This window comes from Paenibacillus sp. 01T424 (assembly GCF_056398745.1).
The window spans coordinates 114,040-135,105 of the sequence record NZ_JBFTPZ010000004.1; the positions used below are offsets into that span (position 1 = coordinate 114,040).

The 21,066-nt window shown below is 42.4% G+C and carries 19 protein-coding genes; 9 read left to right on the forward strand and 10 right to left on the reverse strand.

Features of this window, described 5'->3' with window-relative positions; genetic code table 11:
- Positions 1-63: 63 nt before the first annotated feature.
- Positions 64-4,041, reverse strand: a complete 3,978-nt coding sequence (locus tag AC1DPK_RS05100) for an S-layer homology domain-containing protein (RefSeq protein WP_477509538.1) — start codon at positions 4,039-4,041, stop codon at positions 64-66.
- Between the two features lie 182 nt (positions 4,042-4,223).
- Here AC1DPK_RS05100 and AC1DPK_RS05105 point away from each other — a divergent pair, with 182 nt between their 5' ends.
- Positions 4,224-4,655 carry an NUDIX hydrolase gene (locus tag AC1DPK_RS05105; protein ID WP_441878344.1) on the forward strand — a complete coding sequence of 144 codons (432 nt, stop codon included), beginning with the start codon at positions 4,224-4,226 and terminating at the stop codon, positions 4,653-4,655.
- Positions 4,656-4,708: 53 nt separating this feature from the next.
- Here AC1DPK_RS05105 and AC1DPK_RS05110 read toward each other — a convergent pair whose 3' ends face one another.
- A complete protein-coding gene (locus tag AC1DPK_RS05110) occupies positions 4,709-5,584 on the reverse strand; it encodes a LysR family transcriptional regulator (RefSeq protein ID WP_441878342.1) in 876 nt (291 codons plus the stop codon).
- A gap of 216 nt (positions 5,585-5,800) precedes the next feature.
- Between AC1DPK_RS05110 and AC1DPK_RS05115 the strand changes: the two genes are divergently transcribed.
- Entirely contained in the window at positions 5,801-6,739 is a 939-nt protein-coding gene (locus AC1DPK_RS05115; RefSeq protein WP_441878490.1) for a DMT family transporter, read from the forward strand.
- A gap of 104 nt (positions 6,740-6,843) precedes the next feature.
- Here the strand turns inward: AC1DPK_RS05115 and AC1DPK_RS05120 are convergent, their stop codons facing one another.
- Positions 6,844-7,929 carry a DUF418 domain-containing protein gene (locus tag AC1DPK_RS05120; protein WP_441878340.1) on the reverse strand — a complete coding sequence of 362 codons (1,086 nt, stop codon included), beginning with the start codon at positions 7,927-7,929 and terminating at the stop codon, positions 6,844-6,846.
- Complete coding sequence (locus AC1DPK_RS05125) at positions 7,916-8,515, reverse strand: TetR/AcrR family transcriptional regulator (protein ID WP_441878338.1); 600 nt, start codon at positions 8,513-8,515, stop codon at positions 7,916-7,918. Before AC1DPK_RS05125 ends, AC1DPK_RS05120 begins: the two co-directional genes overlap by 14 nt.
- A gap of 252 nt (positions 8,516-8,767) precedes the next feature.
- On the opposite strand from AC1DPK_RS05125, the gene AC1DPK_RS05130 reads away from it, so the two are divergent.
- Complete coding sequence (locus AC1DPK_RS05130) at positions 8,768-9,304, forward strand: PadR family transcriptional regulator (protein ID WP_441878336.1); 537 nt, start codon at positions 8,768-8,770, stop codon at positions 9,302-9,304.
- Between the two features lies 1 nt (position 9,305).
- Positions 9,306-10,829 carry a DHA2 family efflux MFS transporter permease subunit gene (locus AC1DPK_RS05135; RefSeq protein ID WP_441878334.1) on the forward strand — a complete coding sequence of 508 codons (1,524 nt, stop codon included), beginning with the start codon at positions 9,306-9,308 and terminating at the stop codon, positions 10,827-10,829.
- Positions 10,830-10,884: 55 nt separating this feature from the next.
- Here the strand turns inward: AC1DPK_RS05135 and AC1DPK_RS05140 are convergent, their stop codons facing one another.
- Complete coding sequence (locus AC1DPK_RS05140; protein WP_477509539.1) at positions 10,885-11,592, reverse strand: DUF421 domain-containing protein; 708 nt, start codon at positions 11,590-11,592, stop codon at positions 10,885-10,887.
- Positions 11,593-11,763: 171 nt separating this feature from the next.
- On the opposite strand from AC1DPK_RS05140, the gene pepT reads away from it, so the two are divergent.
- Positions 11,764-12,996 (forward strand): peptidase T, encoded by a 1,233-nt coding sequence (gene pepT / locus AC1DPK_RS05145; RefSeq protein ID WP_441878328.1) that lies wholly within the window; start codon positions 11,764-11,766, stop codon positions 12,994-12,996.
- Between the two features lie 62 nt (positions 12,997-13,058).
- On the opposite strand, the gene AC1DPK_RS05150 is transcribed toward pepT, so the two are convergent.
- Positions 13,059-13,463: a winged helix-turn-helix transcriptional regulator gene (locus AC1DPK_RS05150; protein ID WP_339205642.1), complete on the reverse strand. Its 405-nt coding sequence runs from the start codon at positions 13,461-13,463 to the stop codon at positions 13,059-13,061.
- 156 nt (positions 13,464-13,619) lie between these two features.
- Here AC1DPK_RS05150 and AC1DPK_RS05155 point away from each other — a divergent pair, with 156 nt between their 5' ends.
- The 3 genes from AC1DPK_RS05155 to AC1DPK_RS05165 all read left to right on the forward strand — a co-directional run bounded on the left by AC1DPK_RS05155 (position 13,620) and on the right by AC1DPK_RS05165 (position 16,779).
- The gene (locus AC1DPK_RS05155; RefSeq protein WP_076266459.1) at positions 13,620-14,825 is read left to right on the forward strand and encodes an MFS transporter; all 1,206 of its coding nucleotides are present in this window, start codon (positions 13,620-13,622) and stop codon (positions 14,823-14,825) included.
- The gene (locus AC1DPK_RS05160) at positions 14,822-15,667 is read left to right on the forward strand and encodes an aldo/keto reductase (RefSeq protein WP_477509540.1); all 846 of its coding nucleotides are present in this window, start codon (positions 14,822-14,824) and stop codon (positions 15,665-15,667) included. The genes AC1DPK_RS05155 and AC1DPK_RS05160 overlap by 4 nt, the downstream gene beginning before the upstream one ends.
- Before the next feature lie 182 nt (positions 15,668-15,849).
- On the forward strand, positions 15,850-16,779 hold the full coding sequence (locus AC1DPK_RS05165) for a metallophosphoesterase family protein (protein ID WP_477509541.1): 930 nt from the start codon (positions 15,850-15,852) through the stop codon (positions 16,777-16,779).
- A 417-nt stretch (positions 16,780-17,196) separates the two neighbouring features.
- Here the strand turns inward: AC1DPK_RS05165 and AC1DPK_RS05170 are convergent, their stop codons facing one another.
- From AC1DPK_RS05170 to AC1DPK_RS05185, 4 genes are all read right to left on the reverse strand, one after another.
- Positions 17,197-17,475 (reverse strand): hypothetical protein, encoded by a 279-nt coding sequence (locus AC1DPK_RS05170; RefSeq protein WP_477509542.1) that lies wholly within the window; start codon positions 17,473-17,475, stop codon positions 17,197-17,199.
- A 75-nt stretch (positions 17,476-17,550) separates the two neighbouring features.
- Entirely contained in the window at positions 17,551-18,144 is a 594-nt protein-coding gene (locus AC1DPK_RS05175) for a DUF1349 domain-containing protein (RefSeq protein ID WP_477509543.1), read from the reverse strand.
- 58 nt (positions 18,145-18,202) lie between these two features.
- Entirely contained in the window at positions 18,203-18,724 is a 522-nt protein-coding gene (locus AC1DPK_RS05180) for a GNAT family N-acetyltransferase (protein WP_339205651.1), read from the reverse strand.
- A 176-nt stretch (positions 18,725-18,900) separates the two neighbouring features.
- Positions 18,901-20,079 carry an MFS transporter gene (locus AC1DPK_RS05185; RefSeq protein WP_477509544.1) on the reverse strand — a complete coding sequence of 393 codons (1,179 nt, stop codon included), beginning with the start codon at positions 20,077-20,079 and terminating at the stop codon, positions 18,901-18,903.
- Positions 20,080-20,195: 116 nt separating this feature from the next.
- Here AC1DPK_RS05185 and AC1DPK_RS05190 point away from each other — a divergent pair, with 116 nt between their 5' ends.
- Positions 20,196-20,852, forward strand: a complete 657-nt coding sequence (locus tag AC1DPK_RS05190) for a TetR/AcrR family transcriptional regulator (RefSeq protein WP_477509545.1) — start codon at positions 20,196-20,198, stop codon at positions 20,850-20,852.
- Positions 20,853-21,066: the final 214 nt, after the last annotated feature.

The window sequence follows — 21,066 nt, forward strand, 5'->3', positions numbered from 1 at the left end:
AAAAAGCCTGCAAAGCTCCACCAATTGGTGAAGCCTGCAGGCTTTTCTGAATAAAAGTTATGATTATTTCGTTTTGTTAAGCAAACCAATAATGAGTGCTACTGCTTCTGCTCTAGTGGCAATCTGCTGAGGAGCGAAACGGTTCTGGCCAACGCCGCTAACAAGTCCCGCCTCCACTGCGGTTGCAACGTATGGAACTGCCCATGCTGGAACAGATTTGGAATCCGCAAAGGAAAGCTTAGCATTTGGATTTACTTTTATTCCACTTGCACGAACAATCATAGCGACCATATCTGCACGAGACAGCTCCTTCTCAGGACCAAATGTGCCATCAGCATAACCGCTAATGATACCTGATTCAACAGCCTGCGTGACAAACGATTGTGCCCATGCAGGTATTTTATCAGAGTCCTTGAAGCTTAAAGCTTTGCCTGAGTCAGAGAGATCCAGCGCACGAGCCAGCATCGTGATAAACTCTGCACGATTAACTGATTTATTCGGGCGGAACTGGCTGTCTTCATAACCCTTAACGAAACCAGCTTTCACAGCTTGATTGATAGCTGATGCTGCCCAGTGGCCTGCAATGTCCTTCAATACAACTTCCGACTCATTTCCGCCGCCAGTTCCTGTACCAGGATTTGTACCTGGGTTAGTTCCCGGATCTTTTCCTGGATTCGTTTCTGGGTTTGTACCCGGACCTGTTCCTGGACCTGGTCCCGGATCTGTTTTTTCTTTCTTCACAATACCGAATTGATCTACGATAAACGGTTTAGCATCGTTCAAGGTTTGGTCAATTTCATATGTTACAGCCGTTAGCTTGTTGCCATCGATCGTGATGCCAACGAAGTTTTGTACTTGACCACGAACTGGACGTGTACTGTCGTTCTTATCTGGGCCGTGTTTAGCCGCATGGTTCTCTTCCGCACGCTCGAACAGATTGTAATAAGCTTCGCCAAGTGCTGGTTTAACATTCTTGTAGTATACCTTCGGACCTGCTGTTGCAGGAATCATGTAGATTGAACCATCCGGATTCACCGTATACTCAATCTTTTCACCGTTCAGTGTTTCAGTAATCTTCTCTGTTGCTGCTGCTGTTCCATCTTTTTTGATCGGTTTTGTACGGGCATAGATATGGTCATGACCTTGTACTACAAAGTCAATTCCGAGCTCTGCCATAATCGGTGCGATTTGGTTTCTTACGCCGTTAGCGCCCATAATATCGCTGTCCGTTGCATGGTTTGAAGTCGTATATGGACCTTTGTGAATGTTGACAATAATCCACTGCGAGCCTGCTGCTTTCGCTGCTTCCACGTCTTTCTTCAACCACTCGACTTGCGCCTCGGAGAAGTTCGCATATTTTGCCGAAGTCTCATTCGAGTTCAGCACAACAAAGTGTGCGTTGCTGTAATCGTACGAGTAGTATGCGCCCGTTACCGTTGCAGAGTTCTCTGCTTGTTTGATATTAAAATGCTCGTAGAATGCATTGTTCTTATCTTCATGGTTACCTGCTGATGGTGCAATGGTTGTGTTAAGCAGGCTTTCTTGTGAATGACCAAGCAGCCAGTTCCACTGCTCTTCTTTTGTGCCTGTGTCTACAATATCACCGTTGTGCACAACGAATTGTGCGCTTGGTACTGTAGCTAGTGCTTTCTCCAGCGTCTCAGCTGAAAGCTTCGCCTCATCTTCTTCTTTGGCTTGTGTATCCGCCAAGTCGATGAATGTGAATGCTCCATTTACTGGTGCGGTTTGGAATGTTCCTACTTCACTCCAAATGTTCAGTGCCGCGTCACCCACACGGAAATTGTACGACGTATTCGCCTTCAAGCCCGTTGCTTCTGCCTTATGAACAAGCTCAGAAGGTGAGTTGGAAGAAACGGTAGAACGCCCTGCAAAATTAATTGCTTTTGTGAAATCTGGCGCTTCGTTCGTTTTCTCTACTACTTGCAGGTCATTGCCTTTAAGAAGTAGTGAAGTGTACCATGCAAAACCTTTGGAGCTTACTGGGTCGCCGTTAAAGGTTACTGTAACCTTGCTTACTTTTTCTTTGCTGTAATCAGGCTTGTCTTCCTTCGTAATACCGAATTGATCAACGATGAATGGCTTACCTGCATTTACTTGCTGGTCAATTTCATAAACAACTGCTGTTAGTTTACCTCCGTCAATGTTAACGCCAACGAAGTTCTGTACCTTTCCACGTGCAGCACTTGTCGTGTCGCCATACTTGCGAGCATGATTTTCGTCAGCTTTGTCGAAGAGATTATAATACGCATCGCCAAGCTGTACTTTCTGGTTTTTGAAGTATACCTTCGCACCAGCTGTAGCTGGAATCATATAAATCGTGCCGTCAGGCTTTACTGCATATTCAATCGTTTGTCCATTTAGAGTTTCTGTAATTTTTTCAACCGCTTCTGCAGTTCCATCCTTTTTAATTGGTTTTGTACGAGCAAAGATATGGTCATGTCCTTGAAGTACAAAATCAATGCCTAGTTCATTCATGAGTGGAGCGATTTTGTTTCTTACGCCGTTAGCGCCCATAATATCGCTGTCCGTCGCATGGTTTGAAGTTGTATATGGACCTTTGTGAATATTAACGATGATCCACTCTGCGCCTGCCGCTTTCGCTGCTGTCGCGTCTTTCTTCAACCATTCTACTTGCTCTACAGAGAAATTCGCATACTCAGTTGAGTTCTCGTTCGAATTCAGCACGATAAAGTGAGCATTGCTGTAATCGTACGAATAATAAGCACCTGTTACTGTTGCTGAATTTTCAGCTTGCTTCACATTAAAATGATCGTAAAACGCATAGTTTTTATTTTCATGGTTACCTGCTGAAGGTACAATCGTTGTATTCAGCAAACTTGGTTGTGAATGTCCAAGCAGCCAATTCCACTCCTGCTCGGTTGTTCCGTTCTCAACTACATCGCCATTATGAACGACGAACTTTGCATCTGGCACAGTTTCCAGCGCCTTAGCAATGGTTGAGCCCGATGTTTGCGCCTCGTCCTCTTCCTTCGCTTGTGTATCCGTTAAATCAATAAAGGAGAACGCTCCGCCTGTTGGTGCGGTTTGGAATGTTCCTGTTTCACTCCACAAATTCAACGATTGATCGCCGACACGGAAGAAATATGTCGTGTTTGCTTTCAAGCCCGTCGCTTCCGCTTTATGAACAAGCTCTGCCAAGGAATTATTAGCAATGGTTGAACGACCCGTAAATGCCGTTGCGTTCGTAAAATCCGCTGCAGCACCAGTTTTTTCTACCACTTGCAAATCACTTTGACTCACTCGACTCGCATCAAACGGCGTGTACCATGTAAATCCTTTCGAACTGACAGGATCACCATTGAAAGTGACCGTCACTTTACTTACTTCTACCTTCGGTGCCTCTTGCAGAGCAATAAGCTTCATATCAAAAAAGAGGTCGGAGCTGCCGTCGCTTTGCTGATGAACCTCAACAGCAAGCTCATTGTTACCGTCTTTTAAGGCAGCCTTTAATGGTGCTGTTAGGTCTACATCTGGATAAACAACGGGATCACTCGCATTCGAAGATGCCGCTGTAGAATACTCAATATCACCTATCGGCATGCCCAGACGGACAACCTCTACTCCATTTACATAAACCACTGCACCATCATCAATGGCAAAGGTAGCTAGCAGCTGTCCATAATGATCCATGCTGTTCTTATCTACATTCAGATTCGTCCGAAAATATGTCGTCCGAGGTTTTTTACTTTTATTCGTTCCATAATCTACGATTGTTTTCAGTGCGCCAAAACCAGCTGCACTAATTATTGCGCCAGAATCCTTATAACCAAGCGGGGCACTGCCTGAGCTCCACGCTGAATCGTCGTAAGTAGACCTCCATACTGTGCCTTGATTTATACCTTTATCGTAATATTTCCAAACCGAATTTCCCGGCAGTAACGTCACCGGCTCAGTCGCAGAAGCAGCAGCGACCGGGGATGGTGCGGCTGCTCCGAGCAAACCAAGCAATAATGCCAAGGATAACAGAATAGATAATACCTTTTTGTTGACGTAGTTCATAATAATCTCCTTTGTAAACAATTTTGACAATCCACATAAACATGACTGCCTCATCATAACAAGAAGATATCATTGCTCTATTATCTCAGGGTGAAGGTATTGTAAATATCGCTGCAACTTTTTTCCATATGGTTCCGTATAGAGAATGCCATTATTCATACAGATAACTAGGAGGACTTTAATTGTCAAACAAACCGGTTGGTGCGGCTGCTATTATCGTTGATTCTGAAAATCGTGTTCTGCTGGTGAAACATAACTATGGTAAATACAATTGGGAAATACCCGGCGGGTTATCCGAACAAAACGAGTCTGCGCAGGAAACTGCGAGAAGAGAAGTATTAGAAGAAACAGGTCTCGAGGTAACTGTAGATCGATTAACAGGTGTATACTACGAGCCGCATCATGATATGCACCACTTTGTTTTCATTTGCAAAAACGTAAACAATCAAGCTCCTCAACCTTGTTATAAAGAAATTACAGCCTGCCAGTACTGCAGTATTGATGATCTGCCTAGACCATTGAGTGACTTTACTTATAAACGTATCCAAGATGCTTTGAATCCAGATCAGACGGAGAGCTTCCACACGATAGGGCCGAGACAGTGGTTCGAATAATCAAAGGCTATGAAAAAAGTCGGTGCAGGCGTAATCCCTGCACCGACTTTTTTTCATATCATATTCGATTGCACTCCGCTTGTCCGAGCAATAATTTCATCAATAAAGCATTGTAATGTACTCGTTAAATAGGAATCCTTGCGCCGAATAAAAATCGTCGTAATATCACGATATGGCTCAGGTACACTATGACAGTAAACGGTGCCGTTAGCAGCCAAATCAACAATCGAGGATTCGGGAATAATCGTTATGCCTACCCCCGCTGCGACACTGCCAATAATCGTCCCAAAAGTGCCAAACTCCATAATTTGTTTTGGAATAATGCCTTCTACCTTCATCCAGCTTTCCAGTCTCCCGCGGTAGCCGCAGCCTTTGTTGTAGAGCAAGAGCGGTTTTGTCGTAATGTCGTCCATCGAGAACGCATCACCTTTGGTCACCAGCACTAGCTTTTCTTGAATAACCTCTACTTGCTCGATTAAGGGATGCCTGATTGGTCCGGTAACAAAAGCGCCATCCAACTTCATATCCAGAACTTCTTGCAGCAGCTGATCCGTCACTCCGGCTTTCAGCGATAATTCTACATTAGGATACTTGCTGTAATACGACGATAAAATATGAGGAAGCGCGATAACGGTTTCCACAATTCCGATTTCTAGGACACCGGAAGGATTTGTTTTATTGTGAAAGGTACGCTTCATTTCTTCCATTTTGGACAAGATCTCTTTCGAATGCTCGAGCAGACGTTTGCCTTCCGTATTTAAAATCATTCCGCGCTTATGGCGATAAAATAATGGCGTATCCAGCTCTTTTTCCAGTAGTTTAATTCTTGCTGTTACATTTGATTGCACGTAATTCAGCTCGAGCGCTGCTTTGCTGATACTCCCGTGTGCTGCTACGGTTTGAAAAATTTTCAAATCCTTGAATTCCAAGCGCACCCCTCCACTGCCATTCGTTTCAGATGATCTTATATGTTAGATATCATTATAAATGATGATAAACTTTATTTTCAATCGTTTTACTATCGTCTTGCAACCCCCTATCATTGGAAATAGACAATAACTCGGCATAATTTCTTTTAGGGAGAGAGACCACTCGTGCTTAAAAAACAAGTCATTATCGGCTCTATACTTTGCCTCGTTGCAAGTATGTCGTGGGGAGCCATGTTTCCTGTAGCCCACGTTGCTTTACAGCAAATTGATCCATTTTATTTCTCGTTTATTCGCTATTTTGTCGTTGCAATCATTCTGAGCGTGCTCTTGCTAGTGAAAGAGGGTAAATCTGCATTCCGCTTAGAGGGCAGAGGTAAATCTCTGTTGTTTTATGGGACAATGGCCTTTACAGTCTACAATATGGCCGTATTCCTTGGACAGCATCTCATGGGGGAATCCGGCACCGTCGCTGCTTCCATAATGGAAGTGCTTATGCCAATGATATCTATTATGGTATTGTGGGTCACTAAAAAAACCGCACCCAAAAAATATATGCTGACGAGTGTAGCCATCGCCCTTGTAGGCGCATTACTCGTTATTACGAACGGAAAGTTAGCTTTCTTCATGATGGCTGGTCAACATATGTTCCCGCTCCTGCTCATCTTTACAGGAGTTGTTGGATGGGTGATCTACTCCATGGGCGGTACGCAGTTTAAACAGTGGTCCATACTCCGCTATTCCACGTTAACCTGTTTGCTCGGCAGCGCCGTATCTTTTGTTATCGTTACACTTGCATCCACCTTTGGCGTGCTGCCTGTACCCACTTGGGAAACGATACTTTCAATCAAATATGAAATGTCCTTTATGATTCTATTGCCTGGATTAGCTGCTTTGTTATGCTGGAATGCAGGCATCAAATTATTATCGCCGCTAAATGGCATATTGTTTATTAATTTCGTTCCGATTACTACTTTCGTCATTATGGCTTTTCAAGGCTACCACATTAGCGCTTATGAGTTTTTCGGCACCTTGCTCGTCATCTTCGCGCTTGTTCGAAACAATGTGCAGCAGAGAAAAGCAATGAGCAAAGCTAATCCGAGCACTTATGCTGCTCCTCGTCATCCCAAAGGTCAGGCGGTCAAAGCTACCTCTTAACCAAACTATAAGGTTAATCTAAAACAAAAACACCACTCCTGATAGAGTGGTGTTTTCGTTAACTTCGTTATTGTAAAAGAATGCGGATGGATAAGCTTGCCGCTTTATCCCGTAATTTTCCTCATCAGCAGTTCAATCGGCCCTCTTGAAAATCTCTTACGCCAAAGCACACTACATAAAATGCTAAATAAGAAAAAACAAAATGAGTATATAGAGGCGAATATCAACGATTGGTTTTCCAGTCGATTTAGTGCAATGAGAACACCGATACCAATTACCACATGGCTCACATAATGAGTCAACGTTAACTGGCCTGTTTGTACGATAACGTTTATAAACCAGCTTTTATCGTATTTTTCAGTCAAGAACAGACTTAGAATTAAGAAGGCAATAGCCGAACCCGATGCAGATAATATGTACAAAACATTCGGCAGAATCGGACCTGTGCTGAACAAAAACTCAGCACTTTCGCTACCCATGCTCGGGATGAACAAATAAGTTAGCATTTTTGACAGCAGCTCCATGGTAATCGTGACACTTGCTCCAATGATCAGCAGCTTCATTCGAAGCGCCTTGTTATGAAAATCTATTCTTCCTATCAAGAGTCCGATGATGAAGAAACAAAACCATGGAAATATAGGATGATAGCCATTAAAAAATAAATTGCGAACAAAACCTTCCAACGTCCAAAAATCCACATAATGCATAAACGGTACAGGACCGCCCCATCCTTTAAAGGTATCGAATACAAGCTGAAGGCATTGTGCTGTTATTAATATAGCTGCGCCCAGTCCATACAATATCCTGTCTCTTACCGTAATTAGCACTGCTGCCATGAACAGATAAACACCATAATAATGTAAAATATCGCCTGTCCATTCCATAACATATAGCAGTAATCCGATTACAAACAAGAACAGCGATCTTTTCCAAATCATTTGGCGAACAGCTATAATCTTTGCTTTATCGTGACTAGCAACAGCTTTCCGAGACATGAGCGAAATGCCTATGCCAGCAAGTAAAACGAATAAAGCCGAGGCTCGTCCTTGAAATAACGAAGTAACAGTAATCAACCACGCGGGGCCATTATGCTCAGCATTTGTAATTACAATGAAGTTTACGATAAGCATACCGAACAGTGCCCATGCACGGGCAAAATCCAGCCCAATCAATCGTTTACTTGCTTCCACTAGCATCACTTCCTTTGAAAACGCCGCTTACAGCCTCTACCCAGATCTGTTTATAATCAATATGTTCAACCAGCATCATAAAGTTGCCAATGTTATCAAGCACTAAGGCAAGCATATGTGCTTTGGCAGCACTCGCCTGATCTGAAACAAGTCCAAAATGTTTAGCTTTCTCCATCAGCATCTCAAAGCCGTACAAATACCCTTTTTGGATCATAAGCAGCTTCTCGTGATAAAAGGGATACCTTGTTGCCATTAACATATATTCCTGTACGACACGATTATAATAAGGGTCCTTAGCCTGCTCATCAATCATATGGATTCCGAGCTCAACAAGCTTCTCCTCAAAATTATCTTTTGTAAAAGTATCCATTTCAAAAAATGTCGAGAACTGAATCGCGCTGCACAAGTCTTCAAAAATTGCCGCTATGAGATCTTCTTTCGATTTAAAGTAATAATAAATAGAGGGTTTAGCTATTCCAACCGCTTTGGCAATCATCGAATACGTCGTTTTCGTAATGCCCACCTCTGCAAATAGTTGATAGCTCACTTCTTTGATGGATGCCAATGTTTCCTCGCTTTTACTCATTGCAACTCCTCCTGTACCTTGAATTTGTTTTAGCATATCACTCTTATTATTATTTTTCAACCTATCGTTAGGTAGAATTTTATGAAAAGTGAATGATCTACTAAACCTTTTTTATTTACCAATTGTTTTATTTCTAAATATTGACACCACCTATATCGGAGTGATATATTATGGATCGTAATATAAATATGGATATTTATTACACCTATTCCCATTCTATCCTAAGTAAAAAGACAAGGAGGCACATTTGCTTTGAACAGTCAGGACGTTATTTTAGGCATGCTTATGAGACGATCATTATCCGGTTATGAAATTAAACAATTGTTCGAGGATATTTTCTCTTATTTCTATAGCTCAAGCTATGGAACGATTTATCCGATGCTGCATCGGATGGAAAAAGAGGCATTGATCACGAAGGAAAATGTGCAGCAAGAGGGCAAGCCGAATAAAAATGTGTTCACCATCACAGAGGCTGGAAAAAGTAGATTTTACGAATATCTGCACAGCCCGATGGAAACGGATACGGTTAAATCAGATTTCCTGATGCGGCTTTATTTCGGCCAGCTGGTAGGTAATGACATGGTAGTTATGTGGTTGAAGCAGGCACAAGAGTATACACAGACACAGCTCGATCAGCTGCGCGATAAGTACGCCCTATATAAAAGCAGCATGCAGCCTGGACATATCATATGCATTGAAATCGGAATTAAGGAATATAGTGCTAAGCTGGAAGCGATCCAAGAGGGGCTGGATCGTATGGATAAATTAGAAGAGGAAAAGAGGGTTTAGGATGGAAAAATCACGTTCAAACAATAACCTCATCATTCTTGCCATGGCACTAGGGTTATTAATGGCATCTTTGGACAATACGATTGTGGCCTCCTGCATTAACAAGCTCAGTCAGGACTTTAACATTTTCGATAAAGTCAGCTGGGTATTTACCGCCTACATGCTGGCAGCAACAAGCACGATGCTCGTTTTCGGCAAAATGTCCGACCTATTCGGCAGAAAAATGTTTTATATGATTGGTATTGGCATGTTCTTGATCGGCTCCGCCTTATGCGGTATCGCTCAGAGTGCTGATCAGCTCATCTGGTTCCGCGTCATTCAAGGGATTGGCTCCGGCGCCTTGTTCCCAATCAGCTTCACCATTATTTATACGATATTTAAAGATCCGAAGGATGCAGCAAAAATGTCTGGCGTATTCGGTGCGATCTTCGGCCTATCCTCCGTTGCAGGCCCGCAGCTCGGCAGCTTCATTGCCGAACACTTTGGTTGGAGATGGAACTTCTATATCAACATTCCCATCGGTTTGGCATCCATGATTGTTCTGATGATTGCGCTCAAAGAAACACGTTCCGAGAAAAAACCAAAAATCGATTATTTGGGAACCTTGTTTTTGATCATTACTACGGTCTCCTTAATGCTAGCGCTCGAATGGGGCGGCAAAACCTACGCATGGAGTTCCTGGCAGGAAATTAGCTTATTCACGATTTCAGCTGTAATTGGCGCTCTGTTTATTTTTGTCGAGCTGCGTGCTCCTGAACCCGTCCTTCCTCTGAGCATCTTTAAAAATAAGATGGTCTTGGGCACAAGTATTCTTTGCTTCTGCCAGGGCGTCATTATGTTCTCCGCCATTACGTATTTGCCTAGCTTTACGGTAGGGGTGTTAGGAAATAGCAACTCAAACGGCGTATTGACGCCTATGATGGCCTCGTTAATCGGGGGTGCTATTCTATTTGGTTTCCTGCAATCCAAATTCGCCTTCCGTACACTCATGCTGTTCACTATGCTAATGACTATTATTGTAGCTACGCTGCTTTCTACAGTTAGCGCTCATGCTTCCAGCGGCTATATGATTGTACTTATGATTCTGCTTGGCTTTGGCGCCGTCGGTCCTCTAATGAGTGTCGCACAGAGCTCGATTGCTGCAAACGTTGATCCTAAATATATGGGCGTCAGCTCATCTATCGTCGGCTTCTGGCGCAACATTGGCGGCATATTGGGTGCATCTATTATGGCGACGATTGTAAATAACAACTTGCATCGATTAATTACGGCAGGTGCAGATAAGGCTGGCATTCCTTCTGACAAAATCAATACTCTAGCCAATCCAGAACTGCTCATGCGAGCAGGCGGTCAGCTAGACCCGCAAATACGCAAGTTTCTGCAAGAGGCGCTGGCAACAGCGATCAATCACGGCTTTATACTCAGCATTTGTGTGGGCAGCATTGGCTTAATCACCGCTATGTTTGTTGGTGCAAGCAGACTCGGAGCTACAAAAAAAACAACGACCAGCGCTACACACATATAGAGGTAAATAGACACGCAACGGTAATCTGCGATGCAAATTACCGTTGCGTGCATCCTTATTCTTTATCCGTAGGTTTATGTATACCGTCTTCATAAAAGTCAAAGATGAGCTGCTTCTTTGTCCCTCTTACCGCGTAGAAAACGTCAGATATTTTCTTCCCTTTTTTTCTCAGTTCGTTTTCCAGCCATTCCTTCGTCAGCCCATTCTCTTTCATTTCTTTTTCCAAAAGTGAACCATCCATAATCAATTCAATTGGAAACTCCTGTTTGTTTAATTGAAGCTTCATGTCCTTTTTCGTGACAAGCTGATACTCGTCTTTTTTTAATACAGACACCATTCCATTATCCTCAAGAACTGCATATTCAACCTCATCCATATTAAAAATCCCATTTTCTCTTAAAGCTTGATCCAAAGAATCCAAAGTATATCTAACCTTCTTCATATTATTCTCAAGAATCTTCCCGCCTTCGATGAGAACGGTTGGGGAGCCTGAAATCCAGCTTCTTAATTTACGGCTCTTTAAGGCAACGACAGATAACAGATAAGACGTAACCGTCATAACCGCGAGTGACAAAGTAATATGCGACCATTTCAATGTTTCATTGAATGCCAAATTGGCTGCAAGTGCCCCTATCGTAATGCCGGTCACAAAATCATGAAATGTCATGTTGGAAATCGTCTGTTTCCCCAATATTCTAGCTACTAGTAGAAGCAGTAAAATAGCAACAATCGTACGTATTAAAATATCCATATAGGTATGCATGCTGTGATTCCACCTCTACTCTTATTGTTACCCAAGCGATTTGAAAAAAATCATGGAACAGCGTATCATCTTTAAAGTGAACAGATTAGAGACCACTTCTAGTGACGATGAAGATACGTCGCTTTTGTATTGTATTTTGCTATATGACTATTTGTATTGGAGCTGAGAATGATGAAAACCGAGATTATAAACAGATTTATCACTTACGCGCAGGTGGACACACAGTCCGATGAAAGCAGCGAAACCTGCCCTTCCACGCCCGGACAACTGACGTTAGCTAATATGCTAGTAGAGGAATTGAAAGCCATCGGCATGCAAGAGGTTACGATGGATGCTAACGGCTATGTCATGGCTACCCTTCCAGCCAATACGGATAAAGAGATCCCAACCATCGGTTTCCTTGCGCATATCGATACAGCAACTGACTTTACTGGCACGAACGTCAAGCCGCAAATTATTGAACAATATGACGGGAACGACATTATCTTAAATGAAGCACAGCGCATCATTATGTCACCGAACGACTTCCCAGAGCTGCACGGCTATAAAGGTCATACGTTGATTACAACAGACGGCACGACACTGCTTGGTGCAGACGATAAAGCAGGCATAACTGAGATCATGACGGCGATGGCTCATCTCATTAATCATCCTGAGTTGAAGCACGGTAAAATAAGAGTAGCCTTCACTCCTGATGAAGAGATCGGCCGAGGTCCGCATAAGTTTGATGTACAAGCCTTTGATGCGGTCTATGCCTATACAATGGATGGAGGTCCGCTGGGCGAGCTTCAATACGAAAGCTTTAATGCCGCTGGCGCTGTCATTATATGCAAGGGCAAAAACGTGCATCCCGGAACGGCCAAAGGCAAAATGATCAATGCCGCAAAAATGGCGATGGAGCTCCACGCAAAACTGCCGGCTAATGAAACACCTGAGCAGACAGAAGGCCATGAAGGCTTCTACCACCTGTCATCCATTCAAGGCGACGTCGAGCAAACGGAGCTTCATTATTTGATACGTGATCATGACCGCAACCGATTTAAAGAAAGAAAGCTGGAGCTTACTCGTATCGTAGAGGAACTGAAAGCGAAGTACGGAGAAGAACGTATTGTGCTTGAAATAAAGGATCAATACTACAATATGAAGGAGAAAATCGAGCCGGTGATCCAAGTCGTAGACATCGCAGAGCAAGCGATGATCAACCTTGGCATTACCCCGCTAATCGAGCCGATTCGCGGCGGCACAGACGGCTCGCAGCTTTCCTACATGGGATTGCCGACTCCGAATATTTTCACCGGCGGAGAAAATTATCATGGCCGATTTGAATATGTATCGGTTAACAATATGGTACAAGCCGTCAATACGATTATTGAAATCGTTAAGCTGTATGAACAAAAAGCTTAATAATCGTCATAAACAAACAGGCTGTCGTCCACATGACGACAGCCTGTTTGTTATTAGATGGTTTAGCAAAGCACATCTTCTTCCTGTTCGACGATGTCCATCTCAAGATTATTTAGGCCATTGTCTTCCAATACGGCAGCCTTATTACCGTATTCTTTAATAATATGAATCTCGCCCCATGAGCAAAGGGAGTCCAATATCGATTTTAAGCTCCATCCGTATTCACTGAGCTCATATTCAACCCGCGGCGGGACCTCATTGTAGCTTATTCGATTCACGATGCCATCTTGCTCCAGCTCTCTCAGCTGCTGTGTTAACATCTTTTGTGTTATGGAGGGCATAATACGTTTGAGATCACTCGTTCTTTTTTTGCCATGCGTTAAGTGACAAAGGATTACGCATTTCCATTTCCCTCCAATAACCTCGAGGGTCGCTTCCACTGAAATATTGTATTTTTTCTTAATCATAGATATATCCTCCCCAACCGAGCTATCGCCTACTATTCATGCATTTATTACTTTTTAGTACCTATAGCACTTCAAAGTACGTACTGTTCATTACTGCCTAAACCCATCATAATAGCACTTACCGGCCGGCAATACTATACAAAAGGGGTTATACAAATGGCATTAGATAAAAAAAGAAGTACCCTGGCGCTTCTAGCGTTAGCCATAAGCGCCTTTGCGATTGGGACAACAGAGTTCATCAGTGTAGGGCTGCTCCCGCTTATATCTGAAGACTTGAATATATCGGTTACAACATCGGCACTAACCGTTACGTTGTATGCTCTTGGGGTTACTTTTGGAGCTCCAATATTAACATCTTTAACATCTACGATTCCGAGAAAAACATTATTGTTTTGGATCATGATTGTTTTTATTGCTGGAAACAGCCTTGCGGCATCGGCAAGCGGCGTTGGTATTTTACTTACCGCGCGCGTCATCTCAGCACTGGCTCATGGCGTATTTATGTCAATTGGCGCTACCATTGCAGCCGATCTCGTTCCCGAGAACCGCAGAGCTAGCGCAATCGCAATTATGTTCTCAGGACTCACTGTAGCTACCGTTACAGGCGTACCGTTAGGTACTTGGATTGGACAGCATATGGGCTGGCGTGCTGCTTTTGTTGGCATAGTTCTTATTGGCGTTATCGCTTTTATAGCCAATATGGTGTTGATTCCTTCCGATTTGCGCAAAGGAACTCGAACACCGCTGCGCGAGCAGATAAAACTGGTTACGAATGGACGATTGCTGCTTGCATTCGCGATTACTGCTATTGGGTACGGGGGTACGTTTGTTGTCTTTACTTATTTATCCCCGTTGCTTCACGATATAACCGGATTTAAGGAAAGTACGGTAGCGGCCATTCTTTTGGTATACGGCATCGCCATCGCCATCGGCAATGTCATTGGTGGGAAAGCTGCCAATAAGAAGCCGATTACCGCCTTGTTTTACATGTTTATTTTGCAGGCTATCATACTCTTTGTTCTTACCTTCACCGCACCGTTTAAAGTGGTTGGCTTAATTACGATTATCTTGATGGGACTGTTTGCATTCATGAACGTACCCGGCTTGCAAGTGCATGTCGTGATGCTCGCTGAACGTTATGCGCCGAAGGCAGTAGATGTCGCTTCGGCTGTCAACATCGCTGCGTTTAACGCAGGTATCGCCATTGGCGCCTATTTGGGCGGTGTCATTACGGACTCGATGGGACTTATTCATACGGCTTGGGTTGGCGGATTGATGGTTCTCGGCGCTGTAATTTTAACCGGCTGGGCTAGAGCTTTAGAAAAAAAAGATGAAACAAAACACAGGAGGGCTTCACTATGATCGCAAAAAATTTACAGGATACAACTACACTTCACAACGGTGTTCAAATGCCTTGGTTTGGTCTTGGCGTCTTTAAAGTTGAGGATGGCGCGGAGCTGGTCGAGTCCGTCAAAGCAGCGATTAAAAATGGTTACCGCAGTATTGATACCGCAGCTATTTATGGCAATGAATCAGGTGTCGGACAAGGCATTCGTGAAGCTATGGCTGAGTATAACGTGACGAGAGAAGAGCTTTTTGTCACATCAAAGGTTTGGAATGCTGATCTCGGATATGAATCTACACTGGCGGCTTACGAAACTACGCTAAATAAACTCGGTTTAGACTTTCTTGACCTGTACCTGATTCATTGGCCTGTAGAAGGCAAATTCCAAGAGGCGTGGAGAGCTTTGGAGACCCTTTACAAGGATGGCCGAGTCAAAGCCATTGGCGTAAGCAACTTCCAGATTCATCATTTGGAGACGTTAATGAAAGATGCTGCCGTTAAACCGATGATTAATCAAGTGGAGCTCCATCCGCAGCTAACGCAGAAAGAGTTAATCGACTATTGCAAGAAACAAGGCATCCAAATTGAAGCATGGTCTCCGCTTATGCAAGGTCAGCTGTTAGATCATCCCGTTCTTAAGGAGATTGCTGAAACGCATAACAAATCCATTGCTCAAGTCATTCTGCGCTGGGATTTGCAGCACGGCATTGTAACGATTCCGAAGTCAACGAAAGAGCATCGCATCATCGAAAATAGTAATGTATTTAATTTTGAACTATCTGAGAGTGAGCTGTCCCGAATAGACGCTCTGAACCAAAATCTTCGGGTGGGTCCAGATCCCGACAACTTTGATTTTTAATATCATAGCGGAACAATAATAGGGCTGTCCCAAACGCAGATACATCTACGTTTGGGACAGCCCTTATTTAATCGTGCCTTATTGCAGGATAATGCGGAATGATATCGAAATGAATGTACGTAAACCATTGTCTACATATTTTTGGCGAAAATCATTCGAATGGGATTCAAGTGGAGGGTACTATGGCGAACTTAAACTTTCGAGAAGACGGCACATTCAAAATTGTTCAATTTACCGATCTGCACTGGCAAAACGGGCAGCAAGAGGATTTACAAACATATTCTCTAATGAAGAACGTCCTGCAAGAAGAATCACCAGATTTGGTGATCTTTACCGGTGACGTTATTTATAGCGAGCATTGTACTGATAGACAAGAGTCCTTTAAAAATGCTGTCAAAGCAGCGGAAGAATTTAATATCCCATGGGCAGCTGTATTTGGCAATCATGATACCGAGGTTGGCACCACCAGAGAAGAGCTTATTCGCTTGCAGCAGGAAAGACCGCTCAGCTTAACCGAAATGGGCCCTAGCCTAGGGGATCGTGCTGGAAATTATGTGCTGGAAATTCATTCTAAAAATAATAGCAGCCCCGCTGCCGCATTATATCTATTGGATTCAGGCGAGTATGCCGATCAGCCCGTTGGCGGCTATGCCTGGGTTACTCATAGCCAAATTGGCTGGTATAAGGAGCAATCCGCTCGTTTGACGAAACAAAACAATGATGTTCCACTGCCCTCGCTTGCGTTTTTCCATATCCCTGTGCCCGAATATAACGAGGTATGGAACGAGCATACCTGCTATGGGCAGAAGCACGAGGGCGTAGCGAGCCCAAAAATCAATTCCGGACTTTTCACTGCATTTCTTGAAATGAAAGATGTCCGCGGTACGTTCGTAGGGCATGATCATATCAATGATTACTGGGGTGAGCTTCACGGCATTCGTCTATGTTATGGAAGGGCTACAGGCTATAACACCTATGGAAAAGAGGGTTTTCCGCGTGGTGCAAGGATCATACAATTGACCGAAGGGAAAGCTGACTTCCAAACATGGCTGAGACTAGATGATGGATCTGTTGTCGTCAATCAGCCTGAACATCTTCCTGAGAAAGGTTAATGGCAACCATTAGGACGATATTAATACGAACCGCCAATGTGTAAACATAACTGATGTAATAATACTGGAATCTCAACGACGTAGATAGTTTTTATATAAAGTGACACTGTATATGTTAATAGAGCATCCCTGTTGTCGATGGGGGTGCTTCAGATTTTTGCCGATTTAGTTCGCTTTTAACTCTGCGTTAATTCTCATGGCTTCCTCGTAATTTTTAGCAGGTGCCGATATTCTTAGGTCCTTACCTATCAATTGGTTATCATTCATTTTTTCATTCACATCTATGTTCAGTTGGGCAAAATTATCCGATATCATTAGATAACCTAAAGGCTTGTGAACAGGTGTTCCATTTTCATTCTGATGATAAAATAATAAATCTTGATAAAAATCTATATCCCGCAATTGATAATTTTTTGTTTAATCATATTTATTAATAATGAATTGTCCATGAAAGGATGGATCACGGAACAAGGGTTTATATATAGTTCCCTTAACTTTGATTGTTGTTACTTCTCCACTTTCAGGTTTGCCTACGCGATATTCCAATGCTGGATACTCAAGATCAATCTTTTTTGGGAAATTATATATGAACAGGAATACAGAAACGGCTACAAGTGATAATGCTGTACACAAAATAATTACTTTTAACCTTCCTTTTGGTGGTTCCATAATACCTCTTCCCGCTTTATGAGTCATGAATTTGAATATCCTTCTCTTACCAATTATTTATTCGATCATTTATATTTATCTATTAGTTACACTGGAAATTTGTTACTTGTGTTCTTTCCATTGGCATTCAGTAAATTTCATTTCTGTGAAAACGGCATTAAATGAAGAGTCTTCTGGACTGCAAGCATAAATACCAATCTGAATATTGTCTGCTCCTTCAAAAAGGTGTGCAATACGCATTTGCTTATAGTGAATGCCATCATAAGAATTTTCAATACAATAATCGCTTTTACGTCGGCTCAGTCTGTAATACATAAATTTCTTTGTTGCAGAAATATCCGTAGTTGCCCAATCAGAATATCCTAAGTTCGTTACAACACTTCCTAATCTCTGGTATTCTTCATTTTCATATTCAATAGAAGCCTTTATCCAGTTATCACTATTTTGATAGATAATTACACCGCACTGGTCGAAGCGTTGTTTACTGTCAAATTCCGTTTTTACTATAAACGAAAAGTATTTCTCATTGGTTTTCATTAACAAAGCAGGAGCATTATTGTTTTGAAAGCCATAATAGGTTCTTTGCCAAAAATCTGTTCCAGCTTCTGTTTTAATCACAATTTCTCCATCTGTAATCGTATATTCTTCAGGCTCATGTACCCAGAATAAGTGATCTCTTTGGAATGTTACATCCATTTTGATTCCTCCATAAATCGAAATTTAACAAACATATTTTTCTTATTCGACGCTGTATTCACAATTTAGATAATACTTCGCCAATATTGCTCCACTCATATATAAGAAGATTCAATTCATTGCCGGAAATTGTTATCTTATCCGATTTAAATAAATGAGCACCGTAATATTCGTAGAAATAACGGGTTTTATTATCTTCTAATACTTCAACAAAAACTCTATTGTAGCCGAGTTCTTCAAATTGAAGAAAAAGTTGTTTGAAAAGTTGCTTCCCCACACCTTTTCCTTGATATTCTTCAAGCAAATATATAGATTTTAAATCACCAGAATTATCGATATTATTACTTTCTCTTTTCCCGCAATCTGCAAATCCTACGACTTCTCCCTCATTATTTACTGCGACAAATGTATAATTCTCCTTATCAGAGATATTTCGATTCCACAAGTTCTTTCGTTGGTCATAAGAAAGGTTCTTTAAAAACTCATCTGAAACAATGTTTTTATACGTAGACTTCCAACTATCAACATGAACCTTGGCAATACCCTCTGCATCCTCTAAACAAGCTTTTCTTATGTACATTGAATCTCCCCCTCCTACGGAAAGTAAAGCTCAGTGTATATATTCCATCTCAATACTAATTCCCCTCCCTCAATTTAAACTGACCTGCCCGCTAGATTAATAAAATGGTATTGGCGGAGGCGAAACGTGGCTATGCAAAAAATATTTGTCGCAACGTGACGCCTTTTACCAATTGCTCAAGAAGGAATAACCCTCAGACGCTTCGAACTCAACCACACTCCTCCTGCTAAGACAGAGATTAAATAGGCTATGCCACAAGTTAAGAACAAAGGCTTCAAGTCATTCTCAACATAAAGTAAGGAGCCGATCATCGGGCCAATTGCCATGCCTATATATCGGATCAAGTTATACACACCGATGGCAGTGGCGCGTTCCTCTGGAAACTGTTCCGCCAAAATAGTAGTTGGCATGGACACAGTCAGCCCCATCGTGAGGCCGAACAAGCAAACATCCACGATCAAAATCGGTAACGAGAGATTGGCGGTTAAAGCAAAAAGAACGACTGTAATCGATTGTAAAAGGAATGCATACATTAATGCTCGTCCACTTCCCATTCGGTTACGCATCCAACTGCCGACTCTAATACTCAGAATCGTACAGGCGGACATAATAAGCAGTACAATCCCAACCATCCCCGTAGACATGTTATACGACGTACTTAGGATTTGAGGCAAGAACACAAGATATACTAAGTAAACTACACATTGTACAAATCCATATAACAAAACAACCGCACCGAGATGGTTTTTAAAAATTACAATAAACGAGCTAAGGCTGAACCTTGTCGCGGATACATTCTGTGGCTTTGTCTCGGGCAAGAGCTTCATATTGGCGAGCAGAAGCAGCAGGATTAGGATTGACAAAAAGAAAAACACGCCTTGATATCCGAGTTTTTCCCCGATGAGTCCTCCGAGAAGAGGTCCGATAGCTGGAGCAAGCAAAAGCATAAGTTGGTAAGTAGCCATTCCCTTTGCCAATTCTTTTCCACGGAACAGGTCACCGATTACTGCTGCTCCTACAACGGGAACCGCTGCGGAGCCTATGCCCTGAAAGACGCGGAAAACCAGAAATGATTCAATGGAATAGGAAAATGCACAGCCTAAAGATGCCACAAAATATACGGCGAGTGCAGGCAGCAGCACTTTTCTCCTTCCTTTTGTATCTGCTAGTGGTCCGAATACGATCTGCATGACAGCTAAAGCAATCAAAAATAAAGAAATCGTCAAGCTCATTAAATAACTTGTTGTTTGCAGATCGTTCTGCATGTCGGCAAGTAAAGGCGTATATAAGTTTTGCCCCAGCGATCCTGCAAAGGCACTAAATCCGATGAGATATAATATAATGCGCAGATTCATGAGTATTTTCTCCTTTTCATTCTGACTGACTAATAGTCGGTTAATGTTACCCAGCCAATTTTATTGACTTTTAGTCAGTTTGTCAATAGAGTAAATACATGAGGAGGATGAACAACTTGTCGAGAGTTAATAAAAAACCAGAAATTAGGCGCGCCGAAATAATAGAAGCCTCATTAGAGTTATTCAGAGAAAATGGCTACAATCAAACTGCTGTGGACGATATAGTCAATAAACTGGGCATTGCTAAGGGTACATTTTATTATCACTTCAAAACCAAATATGATATTATGATCGCCATTGTAGAACGTTTGGCTGAAGAAAAAGTTAATATGGTCAAAGTTCTAGCGGAAACCGAAGGAATGACTGTAGAAGCAAAGATGTATACCATCTTGTGGGAACAACCATACGAGGATGAGAGCAAAATTATTGAATTTCTGCATCATGAACATAATGCATCGATTCACCAGAAGGTTCTCGTACAAGCTGTACAAGACAGTGCCCCTTACGTGACACAAATTCTGAATCAAGGAATGGCGGAAGGAATCTTTCAAATTCAAGACCCACAGGAAACTGCCGAATTCATACTAGTTGGCATCAACTTTATGTTTGATCCCGGAATTTTCTTATGGTCCGAAGATATAGTAGAACGTAAGAAGCTGGCATTCACACGAATAATCGAGCGTATGCTAGGAGATTCCTTTACCTTTTCCAACCTTTCAAAAAACCTCACTAAAACAAAAATAGCGTCAAAAGCGCAGCCAAGACGCAATTGACGCTATTTTCTCTTGAACCAACTTTTAATGAGTAAAAAGGTTGCCGTGCATGCTGCTGTTCCAGCCATTGCAGCACCTTCGTTAATCAAAGACGGATTTCTCATGATTAGCTTAGTATCTAAAATGGACTGATGCGACTTCGAGGTTGTATTCCCTGCAGACCTCAAACTCGATTGTTAGTTCAACGAGGCTACCGATTCATGCCGGTAGCCTC